This is a genomic window from Planococcus sp. PAMC 21323, from assembly GCF_000785555.1.
Classification (GTDB): domain Bacteria; phylum Bacillota; class Bacilli; order Bacillales_A; family Planococcaceae; genus Planococcus.
In genome coordinates this window covers 1023955-1040183 of the sequence record NZ_CP009129.1, presented here as the reverse complement: position 1 = coordinate 1040183, position 16229 = coordinate 1023955, and the positions used below count along the sequence as shown (strand labels likewise).

The 16229-nt window shown below is 41.0% G+C and carries 16 protein-coding genes and 1 riboswitch; of the genes, 4 read left to right on the top strand and 12 right to left on the bottom strand.

Features of this window, described 5'->3' with window-relative positions:
* Positions 1-3: 3 nt before the first annotated feature.
* Entirely contained in the window at positions 4-810 is an 807-nt protein-coding gene (locus PLANO_RS05285) for an alpha/beta hydrolase (RefSeq protein ID WP_038703431.1), read from the bottom strand.
* Positions 811-923: 113 nt separating this feature from the next.
* Between PLANO_RS05285 and PLANO_RS05280 the strand changes: the two genes are divergently transcribed.
* Positions 924-1442, top strand: coding sequence for a gamma carbonic anhydrase (locus tag PLANO_RS05280; protein ID WP_038703430.1), 519 nt, complete (start codon positions 924-926; stop codon positions 1440-1442).
* A 55-nt stretch (positions 1443-1497) separates the two neighbouring features.
* Here the strand turns inward: PLANO_RS05280 and metK are convergent, their stop codons facing one another.
* Positions 1498-2694, bottom strand: coding sequence for a methionine adenosyltransferase (gene metK, locus PLANO_RS05275; RefSeq protein WP_038703429.1), 1197 nt, complete (start codon positions 2692-2694; stop codon positions 1498-1500).
* A 202-nt stretch (positions 2695-2896) separates the two neighbouring features.
* Positions 2897-3008, bottom strand: a riboswitch (SAM riboswitch).
* 272 nt (positions 3009-3280) lie between these two features.
* Here metK and pckA point away from each other — a divergent pair.
* Positions 3281-4870, top strand: a complete 1590-nt coding sequence (gene pckA, locus PLANO_RS05270; RefSeq protein WP_038703428.1) for a phosphoenolpyruvate carboxykinase (ATP) — start codon at positions 3281-3283, stop codon at positions 4868-4870.
* Positions 4871-4922: 52 nt separating this feature from the next.
* On the opposite strand, the gene PLANO_RS05265 is transcribed toward pckA, so the two are convergent.
* From PLANO_RS05265 to PLANO_RS05255, 3 genes are all read right to left on the bottom strand, one after another.
* Positions 4923-5702, bottom strand: coding sequence for an alpha/beta hydrolase family protein (locus PLANO_RS05265; protein WP_038703427.1), 780 nt, complete (start codon positions 5700-5702; stop codon positions 4923-4925).
* Entirely contained in the window at positions 5683-6141 is a 459-nt protein-coding gene (gene ytkD, locus PLANO_RS05260; RefSeq protein ID WP_038703426.1) for an RNA deprotection pyrophosphohydrolase, read from the bottom strand. The genes PLANO_RS05265 and ytkD overlap by 20 nt, the downstream gene beginning before the upstream one ends.
* A gap of 66 nt (positions 6142-6207) precedes the next feature.
* Entirely contained in the window at positions 6208-6654 is a 447-nt protein-coding gene (locus PLANO_RS05255) for a Dps family protein (protein WP_038703425.1), read from the bottom strand.
* Positions 6655-6761: 107 nt separating this feature from the next.
* Between PLANO_RS05255 and yidD the strand changes: the two genes are divergently transcribed.
* Together yidD and PLANO_RS05245 are read left to right on the top strand one after the other, a co-directional pair.
* Positions 6762-6992 (top strand): membrane protein insertion efficiency factor YidD, encoded by a 231-nt coding sequence (gene yidD / locus PLANO_RS05250; protein ID WP_038703424.1) that lies wholly within the window; start codon positions 6762-6764, stop codon positions 6990-6992.
* Positions 6993-7078: 86 nt separating this feature from the next.
* Positions 7079-8068: a metal ABC transporter solute-binding protein, Zn/Mn family gene (locus PLANO_RS05245; protein ID WP_038703423.1), complete on the top strand. Its 990-nt coding sequence runs from the start codon at positions 7079-7081 to the stop codon at positions 8066-8068.
* A gap of 103 nt (positions 8069-8171) precedes the next feature.
* Here PLANO_RS05245 and PLANO_RS05240 read toward each other — a convergent pair whose 3' ends face one another.
* From PLANO_RS05240 to PLANO_RS05210, 7 genes are all read right to left on the bottom strand, one after another.
* Positions 8172-8840, bottom strand: a complete 669-nt coding sequence (locus PLANO_RS05240) for an MOSC domain-containing protein (protein WP_038703422.1) — start codon at positions 8838-8840, stop codon at positions 8172-8174.
* Between the two features lie 92 nt (positions 8841-8932).
* Positions 8933-10003 carry an o-succinylbenzoate synthase gene (gene menC / locus PLANO_RS05235; protein ID WP_038703421.1) on the bottom strand — a complete coding sequence of 357 codons (1071 nt, stop codon included), beginning with the start codon at positions 10001-10003 and terminating at the stop codon, positions 8933-8935.
* Positions 9994-11418 carry an o-succinylbenzoate--CoA ligase gene (locus PLANO_RS05230; protein WP_038703420.1) on the bottom strand — a complete coding sequence of 475 codons (1425 nt, stop codon included), beginning with the start codon at positions 11416-11418 and terminating at the stop codon, positions 9994-9996. Before PLANO_RS05230 ends, menC begins: the two co-directional genes overlap by 10 nt.
* Positions 11419-11480: 62 nt before the next feature.
* Complete coding sequence (gene menB / locus PLANO_RS05225) at positions 11481-12299, bottom strand: 1,4-dihydroxy-2-naphthoyl-CoA synthase (protein WP_038703419.1); 819 nt, start codon at positions 12297-12299, stop codon at positions 11481-11483.
* Complete coding sequence (gene menH, locus PLANO_RS05220) at positions 12296-13123, bottom strand: 2-succinyl-6-hydroxy-2,4-cyclohexadiene-1-carboxylate synthase (RefSeq protein WP_038703418.1); 828 nt, start codon at positions 13121-13123, stop codon at positions 12296-12298. The genes menB and menH overlap by 4 nt, the downstream gene beginning before the upstream one ends.
* A complete protein-coding gene (menD, locus tag PLANO_RS05215) occupies positions 13120-14820 on the bottom strand; it encodes a 2-succinyl-5-enolpyruvyl-6-hydroxy-3-cyclohexene-1-carboxylic-acid synthase (protein WP_038703417.1) in 1701 nt (566 codons plus the stop codon). Before menD ends, menH begins: the two co-directional genes overlap by 4 nt.
* A complete protein-coding gene (locus tag PLANO_RS05210; RefSeq protein ID WP_038703416.1) occupies positions 14807-16198 on the bottom strand; it encodes an isochorismate synthase in 1392 nt (463 codons plus the stop codon). The genes menD and PLANO_RS05210 overlap by 14 nt, the downstream gene beginning before the upstream one ends.
* Between the last annotated feature and the right edge of the window lie 31 nt (positions 16199-16229).

Sequence of the window (16229 nt, the reverse complement as noted above, 5' to 3'; positions counted from 1 at the left end):
ATTTTATTCTTCAATCAAGTAGCCGACCGAACGCAATACGGTATGGATAAATCCTTGAGTGGCCAAAAAGACTTCTTCTTTTTCAGGTTCTTGAAAAATATCATGATAGCAATATTTCCACTCTTTATAAAAGAACTCAGTTAATTGTTGTTTTAGCAACCATTGACGAGCTGCTTCTTTTTCTGTGATTAAATCCCGTTCCGCCGTATACAAGCATGTCGGAATTTGTGGGTAAACCTCAATAGCTGCCGAAGTTTCTTTCATATAACTTTGCAATTCTTTATACCAACCCGCTGTAATAACGGTATGATATTGCTTACTCTCGTTTTCCTGACTAACAGAAAATTGATCTCTCATTAAATGACGCAATTCGATGCCATGATCTATTTTCCTGCGCCCTGTTAACTGGGCAACACCCGGAAATGCATTTGGAGCTTTTGGTGGCAGTTTTTTTAACTGCAGCCAAGGAGACGTAAAAATGGCTCCGGCTACATTAAACTTACGATGACCCAAAACATTCATCGCAATCGTCGCACCTAGCCCGTGAGCAATCACAAATACTGGTAAATCATTGTCTGACGCGAGTTTCAGCATTTCCATAACGGCTTGTTCATATTCTTCAAACGATTCGCGGTGAACATTATCCGCCCCCGCATTTTTGCCGTGTCCAGGTAGATCCCCTGTGTATACATGAAATCCGACCGAACGCCATTTTTCAATTTGCCAAGCATAGCGCATATGCTGTTCATATGCGCTATGGATTAACACCACTACTGCTTTTGCTGTACCTTCAGCCTGCCATTTCCACATAATCAAACTTCCTTTCCTTGCCAATCAGCTCTTGATGTCGTTTTGTTATTTGACGTTTCGTTTTGTTTTGATACGATTATAGAATATCTTATCTTGTTTAAAGGAGCTTTGCCATGATTTATCCATATAAAGACAAATTTCCACAAATCGACACATCTGCTTTTATTGCAGACTATACGACAATTTCTGGCGATGTAACCATCGGTGCTGACTCATCCGTTTGGTTTAATACCGTTATCCGTGGTGATGTTTCCCCAACCATTATCGGCAATAAAGTAAATATCCAAGACTTGTGCATGCTTCATCAAAGCCCAGGCAAAACATTACTTCTAGAAGATGAAGTGACAATCGGGCATCAAGTAACGCTTCACAGCTGCATCATTCGGAAAGGTGCGTTAGTCGGCATGGGTTCTATTATTCTCGACGGAGCTGAAATTGGAGAAGGCGCATTTGTTGGTGCAGGTAGTCTCGTGCCGCCAGGAAAAGTGATTCCTCCTGGCATGCTAGCGCTTGGACGCCCTGCAAAAGTCGTCCGTGAACTTCGCGAAGAAGATAAGGAAGACATGGAACGCATTGTCCGTGAGTATGCAGAAAAAGCTACCTATTATAAATCGCTCCAAAAAGAGGAATAACTAAAAAAAGGACGACTAGGCAGGGATGCCCAGTCGTCCTTTTCGTTTTATTAGCTTAAACGCCAGCTTGTTCTTTTAAGATAGCTGCTTTGTCAGTACGTTCCCACGGCAAATCAACATCCGTACGGCCAAAATGTCCATACGCTGCAGTTTGTTTGTATATTGGACGACGTAGATCCAACATTTTAATGATGCCAGCAGGACGCAAGTCAAAGTTTGCGCGTACCAAATCATCTAATTTGTCTTCATCAACGATGCCAGTTCCAAACGTATCAAACGCGATAGATACAGGATGTGCTACACCAATTGCATAAGCTAATTGCACTTCACATTTATCTGCAAGGCCAGCTGCTACAATGTTTTTCGCTACATAACGTGCCGCGTAAGCAGCTGAACGGTCAACTTTTGTCGCGTCTTTTCCTGAGAATGCGCCGCCACCGTGACGTGCGTAACCACCGTAAGTATCAACAATGATCTTGCGTCCAGTTAAACCTGCATCTCCTTGAGGTCCGCCGATAACAAAACGACCAGTTGGGTTGATAAAGTATTTCGTATCTTCGTCAATCCATTTTGCTGGTACAACTTCGTTAATTACGTATTCTTTAATATTGCGTTGAATTTGCTCTAATGTTACTTCTGGGTGATGTTGAGTTGAGATAACAATTGTATCCACGCGAAGCGGTTTATTGTTTTCATCATATTCAACTGTTACTTGTGTTTTGCCATCTGGACGCAAGTATGGAAGAATTTCCTCTTTGCGTACTTCAGCTAACCGACGAGCCAATTTATGTGCCAATGAAATCGGTAATGGCATTAATTCTTCGGTTTCGTTGTTCGCGTATCCGAACATCAACCCTTGGTCGCCTGCTCCGATGTCATCTAATTCTTTATCTGTCATTTGACCATCACGTGATTCAAGCGCTACGTTAACTCCTGCAGCGATATCAGGTGATTGCTCATCAATTGCTGTAAGAACAGCACTTGTTTCTGAGTCAAAACCATATTTAGCGCGTGTGTATCCAATTTCTTTAACTGTTTGTCTAACAACTTTTGGAATATCTACATAAGTAGTTGTCGTAATTTCTCCTGCTACTAAAACAAGTCCTGTTGTAACAGTCGTTTCACACGCTACACGTGCGTTTGGATCCTCGGCTAAAATAGCATCTAAAATTGCATCTGAGATTTGGTCACAGATTTTATCTGGATGCCCTTCTGTTACTGATTCTGATGTAAATAATCTACGGTTTTTCAAAAAATGTTCCTCCTTATATCCTGCGAGATTGCTCTCGAAATTGATACGGTACTCGTTTCCCATGTCAAGTCCGTTCCAGAAAATCTGGATTGAACTTCAAGCCGTTTGTGGCCTTTGCACACGAGGATTAAGGGCATTTCATAAAAAAATCCCTCCACTCATTCATTATGAGGAAAGGGAAAATCATCATACGCACCTTTCACTCTTATCATCCAAGGCTTGTTCACCTTGTTCAGGTTTGGCACCAACGCTACAAATGCAGCAGGTTGCCGGGTTTCTTAGGGCCTGTCCCCTCCACCAGCTCGGAATAAGAGTATCCGTTCAATTTTTCATCATACGGAAATAGCACTGCGATGTCAACATTTTATTCAAATAAAAATTGACAGACTTTGCGATTCATACTTATAACACTACAACATATTAAAATGCACAAATATTCTTTCTATATATAGTGTTAATCTCTTCCACTTTTTTTAATTTCTATAATGGATTAGTGTAGACTAATAAACCTAATGTGTTATACTAATGAACGAATATACATCCTCCCCATTACTATGGGAATAAAAGAAAAGGAAGGTACATATATATGACTTCAGTGAACTTTGCAAACGACTTGAAGGAACTTTTAACTGGCCAAAATGTGCATGTTCAATTATCAGTGCCACAATTAGTGGAAGCAGCAACATCCCGCAAGGAAGCGGTATTAACTCGGGAAGGCGCTGTAAAAGCGGAAACAGGCAAGTATACTGGCCGCTCACCGAAAGACAAATACATGGTGGAAGAAGAAAGCTCTAAAAACAAAGTCGACTGGGGCAATGTGAACCGTCCAATTTCTAGCGAAGTATTTGAAAAACTATACGCTAAAGTAATCAACCACTTGAAAGATAAAGATGCGCTTTACGTTTTCAAAGGATTTGCCGGAGCTGACCACGAATCACGTGTGCCTATCCAAACAATCAATGAATACGCATGGCATAATCTATTTGCTCACCAATTGTTTATTCGTCCGTCGGCTGAAGAGTTAGAAACTCACGATGCTGAATTCACTGTTGTCTATGCTCCAACTTTCCAGGCAGACCCTGAAGTTGACGGTACAGCATCAGAAACATTCATAATCGTATCGATGGAACAAGGCATTATTTTGATCGGCGGAACTGAGTACGCTGGCGAAATGAAAAAATCGATCTTCTCTATTATGAACTACTTACTTCCTGAAAAAGGTATTCTTCCTATGCACTGTTCAGCAAACGTTGGTCCAGAAGGCGATGTTACTTTATTCTTCGGTCTATCGGGAACAGGTAAAACGACTTTATCAGCTGATGGCGATCGCAAGCTAATCGGTGATGACGAGCATGGCTGGTCAGATAACGGCGTCTTTAACATTGAAGGTGGCTGCTATGCTAAAACCATTAATTTGTCTCGTGAAAATGAACCACAAATTTACGACGCAATCCGTTTTGGTTCAGTACTTGAAAACGTTGTAGTAGATCCTGAAACACGGATTCCAGATTATAACGACGGTTCATTAACTGAAAACACACGCGCAGCATACCCAATGCAAGCAATTGATAATATTGTAGACCCTTCAGTTGCAGGACATCCAAAAACGATTGTCTTCTTAACTGCTGATGCATTTGGCGTATTGCCTCCAATCAGTAAGTTGACAAAAGAACAAGCGATGTACCATTTCCTAAGTGGTTATACTTCAAAACTAGCAGGAACAGAACGCGGAATTACTTCACCTGAAGCTACGTTCTCAACTTGCTTTGGTTCACCTTTCTTGCCGTTACATGCAACTGTATATGCTGAAATGCTTGGCAAGAAAATCGACGAGCATGGCGCACAAGTCTTCCTTGTGAACACAGGCTGGACTGGCGGCGTTTACGGAGTCGGTAGCCGTATGAAACTTTCTTACACGCGTACAATGGTTCGCGCTGCAATCAAAGGCGAATTGAACAATGTACCAACTGAAAAAGAAGCAATCTTCGGTTTTGAAATTCCTACAGAAGTACCTGGAGTTCCGACTGAAGTATTAAACCCGCGCCATGCATGGTCAGACAAAGCAGCATACGACCAAAAAGCAAATGAATTGGCACAAGAATTCCAAGAAAACTTCAAAAAGTTCGGCACTGTCGCACCTGAAATTAGCGTACAAGGCGGCCCAACTCAAAAATAAAATTTCAAGAAAGCCCGTTCGGAAAAAATCCGAACGGGTTTTCTCTGTTTTTCTAAGCTTCCTGCTCTCTCATCCACTCGCAAACCGCTATTACTGTTTGTCGATTAGCCGCAGGTGGAAAAAAGTGGGTGTAATCAGTGAAATACCAAGTTTCATGTGGCTGACCATTCAACTTTAACGTCTTTTCTAACAAATAGGCTTGCTCTGGTGAGACATTGTCATCTTGTAATCCGTGGATGATCAAAATAAGCGCAGCATTTTCTTCAATTCGTAGTAATGGATTGCGGTCTTCAAAATTAATGATAGCCGTATTTGGAGTTCCTCCGTATAGCCGCTTCATCATACGACGCATGTCGGGGCGTTCTTTATACGTTAATACTGTGTCCGTGACACCTGCCCATGTCACAACTGATGCAATATCTTTACGCAAAATAGCTGTCCATAACGCCATAATGCCGCCTCTAGAAAATGCTAGCAAATGGACATAATCATTACTGAATTTTTTTAGCACATCAACTGCGTGAACTGCATCCCACCGATCTTCGCCTGCAAATTCGTCGCGACCCTCACCGCCTCGATTGCCTCGATAATACGGAGCAAATACAACAAAACCTTTAGCCGCAAACTGAGCAATTCGCGCAGGACGAACCATTCCAATCGACTGAATGCCACCTCTTAAATATAAGATACCACTATAACTTCCATTTATTTTTGGTTCTGCTAGCATGCCTTTCACTCTCAAACCTTCTGACCAATAGACGATTTCTGTCAATTGAACGTGAGGATTTGGAGAAGGATAGCGCTTTTTTGTATCAATCGTTCCATTTTCCAAGTAGTTTCACCTTCTCTATGATCGTTGCCATTCCATCATCTTTCATTAAAAAACTAAACTCATCTGTAAGTTTTAACTCTTTTAGTAAGACAATGCCTTTTGTCTCAAGAAGTGGGATGCTGTCTATTTGGTCGACTGTCCCGATAAAAACTGTTTTGCAAAAAGGCTTTTCTGTGTAAACAACATATTCCGCCAACCATTCCAACTGCTTTACCCGGGCTCCTGTTTCTTCATAGACTTCTCTTGTGGCAGCCTCTTGTAAACTTTCACCAACTTCTACTTTGCCACCTGGAAACTCTAGGCCACGTTGATTGTGTCGCGTTAAAACCCAGTCGCCTTTATAGCAACAGATTACTAGAACGTGTTTACTGTTAATAGGAAATCGTTTTTTTTCAAATGATAGTTCGCATGAATATCCGTTCAGATCTTGATAGTCCATTTCTTCACCCCGATGCCATAAGAAAAACGTACACTAAAACTCAGTGTACGTTTGTATATTCTTATTTTACTTCTTTTCACCCAAAAATGCTGATAACATCCAAGAATGTTTTTCAAGGTTTTGATGAATGGCATTAAACATATCTTCTGTCATATCATCACCAGCGTCTGCAGCTAACTTCATCCCTTTTTTTAAGGACTTCATGATTTTGTCATAATCACTTACAACAGCATCGACCATTTCTTCTGCAGATTCTTTACTGCTCGCTTCATCGACTACAGAAAGCTCTAACTGTTCTTTCATTGTCGCCACTGGCTTTCCACCAAGCGCAAGTAATCGCTCAGCAATTTCATCCATGTGTAAAGTTGCTTCGTTGTATAATTCTTCAAATTTCACGTGTAAAGTAAAAAATGATGGTCCTTTTACATACCAATGAAAATTATGTAATTTTGTGTAAGCAACAGACCATGTTGCTACCTGTACGTTTAATTCGTGATTTAATTCATTCGACATTTCTACTCACACTCCAATTTATTTGTTAAGTTCTTATACTTTATTTATACCTCTCCTGCACCTACAATAAACATATAACGTAATTTCACGAAAAGAGCTGAACGATTTTGAAAACAGCATTATTAAAAACATTTCGCTTTTATCAGCGATTTATTTCACCGTTATCTCCACCCAGCTGTCGCTTTTATCCTACTTGTTCTCATTATGGAATTGAAGCAGTAGAAAAGCACGGTGCATTAAAAGGTGGTTACTTAGCAGCAAAACGAATTTTGAGTTGTCACCCTTTCCACAAAGGTGGAATCGATTTTGTTCCAGAAGAATGGCCACCAAAAAAATAGTTGGTGGTTTTTCTTGTGTTTTTAAAAAGCATGCTGTATTATTTTAATAGTCATTAAAACGTAATCATTACACTTTGGAGGTCGACATGAAAAAAATTCTAGTAATGCTATCTTTACTTTTATTATTAACAGCTTGCGGAAAAACAAGCGAAGAAAAACAGAGCATCGACAATGATGACTCGAAGCTACAAGTTTATACAACAGTTTATCCACTAACTTATTTTACTGAACAGATCGGCGGCGACTTTGTCGATGTTCAATCAATTTACCCAGCTGGTGCGAATGAACATACCTTTGAACCGACGCAGCAAGATATGATCAAACTCGCAGATGCAGATGTGATGTTCTCAATTGGTCTTGGCCTAGAAGGATTTATCGATAATGCGAAAAAAACGTTAAAAAATGAAAAAGTCGAATTCGTAGCAACTGCGGATAACATTAGTGACGAAGATTTAGAGGCAGCATTAGGTCATCAAGAAGATACCCATGAAGAAGATATAGTCGCTTACGAACATGCTGAAGAAGCTGAAAGTCACGATGATCATGATCACGGTTCAACTGACCCACATGTTTGGATGTCCCCAGTACTAAGTGAAAAACTAGTAGAATCGATTAAAGATTCTTTAGTTCAAGCGGATCCTGAAAATGCGGAAGTATACGAAAGTAATTATACAGAACTTATTGTTCAATTGGAGAATTTAGATCGTTCGTTCGACTCTTTAGCAGAACGTGTTAGCAAAGATACATTCTTTGTTTCTCATGCTGCTTTTGGTTATCTTTCAGAACCATATGGTATTAAACAAATCGCAATTGCTGGCTTAAACAGTCAAAATGAGCCGTCGCAAAAAGAATTGACGGAAATTGTCGATTTAGCCAAAGCAAACGATTTACAGTATATTGTATTCGAACAAAATGTATCGTCTAACTTAACAAAAGTTATCCAAAAAGAAGTCGGTGCAGAAGCTATCGAAATGCACAATCTTGGTGTCTTAACACAAGAAAATATTGATAACGAAGAAACTTATTTCACATTAATGGAGAAAAATCTTCAAGTATTAGAAACGATTTTGAAATAACGGATATAATTTCCCAATATAAAAAGACGAAGAAACGATTCTCAGTTTCTTCGTCTTTTTGACTGTTAAATATCAATTTCGAATGCATTAAACACTTTTCGCACTACTTCCCTGACGTCAATTTAGTCAATCGCTTTGTCAAAAATTGGCGCCATTCATCTGCTAGCTCATCTGCTTCAAGCACTTTCATAATCCCATCAATGTCTTTAGGCTTGTGGAAGTTGATTTCATTCGCATAAAGAACGGACACTTGTGTTGGACTTTTTGACACCTTTCGAATGACCGAATCAGCTCGAACCATTCCTTCTTCTAACACTCGGCAAAGATAGCCGGTGTAACCCGTTTTCACCATTGCCTTTAACAAAGGCTTCATCTCGAGTCGTCTATCAATTGTGTTACAAGGAACTCTTCCTTGTGTCACTTGAACAATGGCTTCACCTATTTGAAAAATATCGCCAATGCAAATTTCCCGCTCCAGCATATTTGTCACAGTTAAGTTTTCTCCGAAAGCGGATGGTGGCAATTTTGTTTCAAATTGATCGTTCCAAAGAGCATAATGTTCATAAGGATATAGACAAACGGCACGGTCAGGTCCACCGTGATACTTTAGATCAGCAACACCGTCTCCATTAAAACCGTCTTTCGTTAAAAACGCTTCTTGCACTGTTTTTTTGCGGATAGCTGTTTCCATTTCCTGGCCATTCCCGTAAGACATTTTCTCAGGTAAGCCAATCGCAAAATTTTTGATGATCGCCTCTTGTGAATTCATCATATATCCACCGCCTTATAATCCTTTAGCCACTCGGCTCCGATTTACTTTTCTGTATTATACACCCAAAAGCCAACTTTTCATCGAAGATTTTTTTATTCTGTACAATTTACCGAATAGCCAATACCTAGTTGATTACTTAACTGGATTTCTCCATTTTCAACAATGACTTCCGGTTGGATTATATCTTTTTCCCAAAAATGAGTAGAGGCTGAAAAATCACCTGGGTAATCGATACCTGCCAAAGACGCCAGCGCCAAATTATGTGCTTTTGATACACCAAACTCAATCATGCCCCCAACCCACATGCCAATTGAATGTTTGCGGCACAATTCCACCACTTTCAAGGTTTCAGTCCAACCACCAAGGCGACTCATTTTTAAAACGACGATATCTCCGGCTTTCATGTCGATCATTTGTTGAACATCTTCTACACTAGAAATGCTTTCGTCTAAACAAAGTGGTGTCGTGAGCTCTCTTTTTGCTCGCGCGTGCAAACTCCACTCTCGTTCTCCGAAAGGCTGTTCAATAAGAGTAAATCCCACATCATCAAATTCTTTCAAGCGCTCAAAATTATTTTCGCTGAAACTGCCATTGGCATCTGCGAAAAATAATAACGCTGGATAGTTCGTAACAATGGACTTTAACATAGATGGATTTGTATCCGGATGAATTTTGATTTTGATTCGTTTATAGCCTGCGTTGTTTGCCTGTGCCACTCGGTCATGAATTTGAGACGGATCTGCTGCAACGACAACGCCAGCAGAAATTGCTTGCGAAATGCCTCCGACATACTTCCATAGCGGCTCCTGTTGTTGTTTTGCAAACAAGTCCCATACAGCCATTTCAACTGCTGCTTTTGCCATTCGGTTGCCTTTTACAGATTCGAACAGCGCCCAAACTTGTTGTGGATGATAAATGGTTTGATGTATTAGCAGCGGCACCAATACTTGCTCTAGCAAAAAACGACAACTCGTAATGGTTTCTTCTGTATACCAAGGCGTTTCAAAAGCTACAACTTCCCCGTACCCAATATGCCCCGATTCACCTTTCACACTCACAATAATTACTTCACGCTCGTTGACTTGTTGTAAAACTGATATAAACGGGTTTTTAAGCGCTCTTCTCACTGTCTTTAAGCCAATCTCTTTAATTATCACAACCATGCTCTCAGCTCTCTTCTCAACAGCTTATTTGAAGCATTACGTGGCAACGACTCAACAATCGTCAATTGCTTTGGCACTTTATAGGACGCCAGCTGTTCACGGCAATAAGCAAGCAATTCTTCTACTGTTGCTTCTTGCTGCAATACCGCAAATGCCACTGGAACTTCTCCCCACTTTTCACTCGGAGCCCCGCAAACGCCAACTTCTCGAACAGCAGGATGACCAGATAAGACTTTTTCAATTTCAGCCGGATATACATTTTCTCCACCAGAAACGATTAAATCTGAACGGCGATCTACCACAAATAGAAATCCTTCGTCATCTAAATAGCCGATATCTCCTGTATGAAGCCAACCATCTTGTTGTACATTTCGTTTGGCAAAAGCACCAATATAGCCAGGTGTCACTTGAGGACCCCGAATGAGAATTTCGCCCACTTCATCTTGTTTTTCTGTTTTGACTTCATATAAAAATAATGGCTTGCCTGCAGATCCGATTTTCCGCTCTGCGTCCGCCACTTGTAAGGTTGTTGTTTGTGACGATGTTTCCGTCATACCGTATGTTTGCAACACCGGAATTCTACATTTTTCAGCACGTTTCATATAAGCAACTGGAATTGGTCCACCTCCGGCAAGAACTGCTTTAAAGCGATCAGACGCTAGCATAGAAGCTTGTTCCATACTCGATAAAATACGTTCCAACGTCACTCCAACAACTGACATATGCGTCACGCTGCCGTTGCAAATTTCTTCTGCGCTGCGTTCTGCGTCAAATTTCTCGTATAACCGCACACCCATGCCATATATCAACGACCTCATCAAGATCGAAAATCCACTAATGTGAAATAAAGGCACAGCACATAACCAAACATCTTCTGGGGCTATGCCAATATTGAGCGCAGAAGATACGGCACTTGAAAAATGATTTTCCGCTGTTTGGCGAACCCCTTTTGGATGCCCGGTAGTACCTGAGGTATACATAATCGAAAGGGTGCGATCTTTTGGCCATTGCTGCTGCGGGTCAAATTGAACTGGTTTTGTATCTTCTATTTCACTAAATAAAACGACGCGTGAATCGTCTACTTTTCCCTTCAGCACATCAGCTACGAAAATAAATGCTACTTCCGCATCATCTATTTGATAAGCCAATTCATTGCTTGATAGACGTTCATTTAGCATGACCATCTCACAGCCTAGGTGCATACAGCCATACAAGACAAAAACAAATTCTGGAGTAGATTTAGCCAATACCGCGACACGTGAATTTTCTTTTACGCCAAGCGCCGACAGTTTTCCTGCATAAGCCAGCGCAATTGTATTTATTTCAGAAAAAGTCCATTGTTGATGTTGAAACGACAATGCCATACGATCGCCACTCAAATAGCTTCGCTGAGTCAACCAATTCGGGTACGTCATAAAAAAATCCTTTCTTCAAAAAAAGCTGTCCCCAGAGAGGACAGCTTTTAATTATTCAATAATCATGGGAACCGTGGGAATTGACCAAAGTCTGGTTTGCGTTTTTCTTTAAACGCGTCGCGTCCTTCTTTTGCTTCGTCCGTTGTGTAATACAATAATGTTGCGTCTCCAGCCATTTGCTGCAATCCAGCAAGACCGTCTGTATCAGCATTCATCGCCGCTTTTACAAAACGAAGTGCAGTCGGGCTCATTTCAAGCATTTCCTGACACCATTGAACCGTCTCATCTTCTAATTGCTCAAGAGGGACAACTGTATTGACTAAGCCCATGTCCAATGCTTCTTGTGCATCGTACTGGCGGCATAGGTACCAAATTTCACGTGCTTTCTTATGACCGATAATACGAGCCAAATAACCAGAACCGTATCCAGCGTCAAACGAACCAACACGTGGTCCTGTTTGACCAAAGCGTGCGTTATCTGCTGCAATTGTCAAATCACAAACAACGTGCAAGACGTGTCCGCCGCCGATTGCATAACCGGCTACCATTGCGACAACTGGTTTTGGAATAACACGGATTAAACGTTGTAGATCTAATACGTTCAAACGTGGAATTTCATCTTCCCCAACATAGCCACCGTGTCCGCGTACAGATTGGTCGCCACCTGAACAGAAAGCTTTTTCGCCTTCACCAGTTAAAACAATAACGCCTACATCTGCGTTATCACGTGCACGTGAAAATGCATCGATTAATTCGTGAACCGTTTTCGGTCGGAATGCGTTGCGCACTTCCGGTCGGTTAATCGTAATTTTTGCAATGCCGTTAAAAATTTCATATTTAATGTCTTCATATGTACGTTCTGTAATCCACTCGCGTGTCATGATTTTCCTCCTTGATAGTTCAAACTTAAATACTCTCTTACTATTGTAGCAAACTCAACAGGTTTTTCCACATGTATTGCATGACCCGCATCAATTGTTTTATGAACACCGTTTGACAAACATTCCATCATTTTTTGTGCAATTGCTTCAAACTTTAGATCTAACCGTCCTGTCACCAATAAAACCGGTATATTCAAACACTCTAGCTCTTGCCAATAAGACTGTTGGGCACCTGTTCCCATACCAAGTAAACTATTCGCAAGCCCTAGTGGATTTTGCGCCAACCGTTCTTCACGTACCGATTTTTGAACTGCTTCAGTCAATGTTTTTTGACTTGCAAACAACGCAATGTTTTCCCAAGCATTAACGAAATTAATTAGTCCGCCTGTCACAATCCGCTCTGCAAGATGCTTATCATTGATTTGACGTTCTTTTCTTGCTTGTTCACTTTCAAGTCCAGGCGATGCACTTTCAAGCACTAGCTCGGTTAATCGTTCTGGATAGTGGCAAGCATAAGCGAGTGCCGTACGTCCGCCCATTGAATAACCAACAAGCGTAAAGTTGTCCAACGCTAATCGATTAAACAAAGCATCTAAACTTTCTAGCTGGCGTTCCATCGAATAAGCTTCAAGCTCTTCTGGACTAGCTGACTCTCCGTGACCAATTAAATCGATTAAAACAACTTTTACATCCGTCCAGTTTTCAATAACCGAATGCCACGTTTTCGTGCTCCCTGTAAAACCATGCAAAAAAACCAAAGTTTTCAGTTTTTCTGGATTCCTTACTTCAACATAATAGACAACGCCGCCGACTTCTAGCTTCATCCTTTAGCCAGCTCCTCGTCAAAACGGCTCCATAATTTACGATGCGTCGTAACATTGTTTTCACGATCAGTGAACACTTCAATAATCTTCACTAAATTTGTTTTTGGCTCGTCTAGCGCAGCAGCAAATTGGGCAACTGTTTCAGCAGATAAATATTGTGCATCATACATCTTCGCTGCATCGCTAAACGTCAATCCAGTCGGTGTACCAAATAACTCTTCAAAATAACGTTCTTCTTGAGACTGTGGCAAATATGAGAAAATACCACCGCCATCGTTATTCATTATCACAATCGTTAAATCCGTCTCTTGCATTTTTGATGCAATCAAGCCGTTCATATCATGCAAAAACGACAAATCGCCAATATACAAATAAGCTGGACGCTGTCTTGCTGCTTGTACACCAAATGCCGTTGAAACCACTCCATCAATACCATTCGCTCCGCGGTTCGCATAAAGCATAATATCCCGCTCAGTTGTTTGGAAATACGTATCGACATCACGGATTGGCATACTGCTCCCCACAATTAAATCGCTTTGATCTAATCGATCGAAAAGTACTTTTGCTAATACACCTTCATCTAATTCCGTCTGGCAATGCTGCTCAACAACTTGCCAGTATAATTCGGATGCTTGCGCCCATTTTTCACGATATGCATTCGTTGATTTACTTTCTAGCGGCAAATTCCATAAGCCTTTTTCAGCTGCTTGAATGTGATGTGTCGCAACAGATTGCGGATCACGTAACATCGGACTTTCATCAAACACTACATAGGTTTCTGGTTTTACTGCGGCTAAATACAAGCTCAAAGGTTTTGAAACCGGTTGCGGTCCGACACGAATTACTACATCCGGCTTGACCGCGTCTTTAAACTTCTCACTTTTAAGCAACGCATCGTAGGAATCAATAATTAACGATTTTGCCGATTGTGGTACATTTGCACGGATATTGGATAATGGATCCGCCAACACCGGCCAATCCAGTTTCTCAATAAACGCCCAAAACTCATCCGGCATCTTTAGTGTTTGTTCGCCAACGATCAACAAACCTTTTTCTTTTTTTAGCAATTGTTGTAAAAACAGGCGGCTTTCCACACTTAAAGACAGTTCTCCTCCAAAATGAGAAATTTCCTGCTGACTTTCGTAAGTTTGCTCGAAATCTATACGCAATGGTTCACGAAACGGTACGTTTATATGCACCGGTCCTCGGGGTTTAGTCATTGCATGTTGAACACTACGATGCAAATGCCGTGTTAAAAACCCCAATTGATTTTCCGGTTCTGGCATCGGCATATCCGTAGCCCATTTAACATGCGCACCGAATAAATGAATTTGGTTGATTGCTTGTGGAGCACCAACTTCTCGCAGTTCGTGTGGACGATCTGCTGTAACAACAAGTAAAGGCACACGTGCATAATATGCTTCAACAACAGCTGGAAAATAATTAGCCGCTGCTGTTCCCGACGTGCATAATAACATAACAGGTCTACCAGAGGCTTTAGCTAAGCCTAGCGCAAAATAAGCGGCTGAGCGCTCATCAATTTGGCGGTAAGTTATTAAATCTCCTTGTTTCATACAAGCATAAGCAAGTGGTGTCGAACGAGATCCAGGACTAATAACAACGTCTTTAACCCCTTGCTCGACTAATGAATGCGTAAAAGCTGAGACATATTCGGTTAATGCTTTACGATTCGTCACTCAATTGACCTCCCAATGCTCGGAGCATCGGTCTAAACTTAACCCATGTCTCGTCATACTCTGATTCTGGCGTCGAGTCTGCAACAATTCCGCCACCTGCATATAAATACGCTTTTTCTTCATCCAATAATGCTGAACGAATAGCAACCGCAAATTCGCCGTCTCCTTGTGTATCAATCCATCCAATTGGAGCCGCATAATAGCCACGGTTCATCGCTTCGTGCTTGCGAATCATTTCTAAGGCTTCTATTTTCGGTTCGCCGCCAAGTGCAGGTGTTGGATGAAGTAGTTCGACCAAGTCAAACAATGTAGATCCAGCATTTAACACTCCTTCGACCGGTGTGTACAAATGCTGGATATCTCTAATTTTCATCAATTTCGGTGTTTTCGGTACGATGGTTTGACTGCAGGTTGCTTTAAAAACATCGCTAATCATACTCACCACATATTGATGTTCCGCACGATTTTTGGGATCTTGCAGCAGAATTTCACCAAGTTCAGTATCTTTCTCGATGGTTTTCCCACGAGGCGTTGAACCTGCTAAACACGTCGATAATGCTTTTTCATTTTCTACTTTAACAAGCCGTTCTGGAGTTGCTCCAAAGAAAAACTGCTCTTCTGCTTCTAAACCGAATAAGAAACTTTCCGGTTGTTCATTGGCTACTTGGTATAGTGCAGATGTTGGAGAAAGTTTCTTTTCAAACCCAAGTTTCACTGTGCGGGCAATCACAACTTTCTCGACTTCTTTTGCTTTAATAATATCTGTGACCCGTTGAATCGATTCTAAGTATTCATCTTTTCTTAATTCAGTCCGTTCAATCACATTTGGTTTATCGTATTTATCTACTTCAGAAACCTGTGCAGCATGAAGTAATTTATCTCGCTCTTTTCGTAACGCGTCAAACTCTTTAAAACTATCTTGTTTTTTCGTGATCAAGTGAATACTCACAAAAGCTTGATCACCTTTTAAGATCAACTGAAAAGTTGGCACTACAAAATAAGCCTGAGGGAATCTTCTCCACTCACTCGGCTTAGTATTTAATGGGTCAAACGAAAATCCTCCGAATAGGACCGGATGAACCGATCGTTCTTCATTGACGATTTGGCTACATAATTTTTTCCAGTCGTTTTTTATATTTTCAAACCTTCCATTTGTCTCATTGGAAGAAAGGACATGAGCATGTCCAATTCCAACGAGTGTAAAGGTCTTTTCACGATTTTTCCAATACATGCGTTTTCCTGTGTGGTCGTTTCCGCCAGCTTCAAAAAATGCTAATGCAGACATATGTGTAACTTCGATTGTTTCAGTGTAAAAGCGATAGCCTTCAAACTGGTCTGTCGCAAATTGCTGGGTCGATGAAGACGATTCTGAATTCACCTGATTACCTCCGTTTTAAGACAATAGTCTA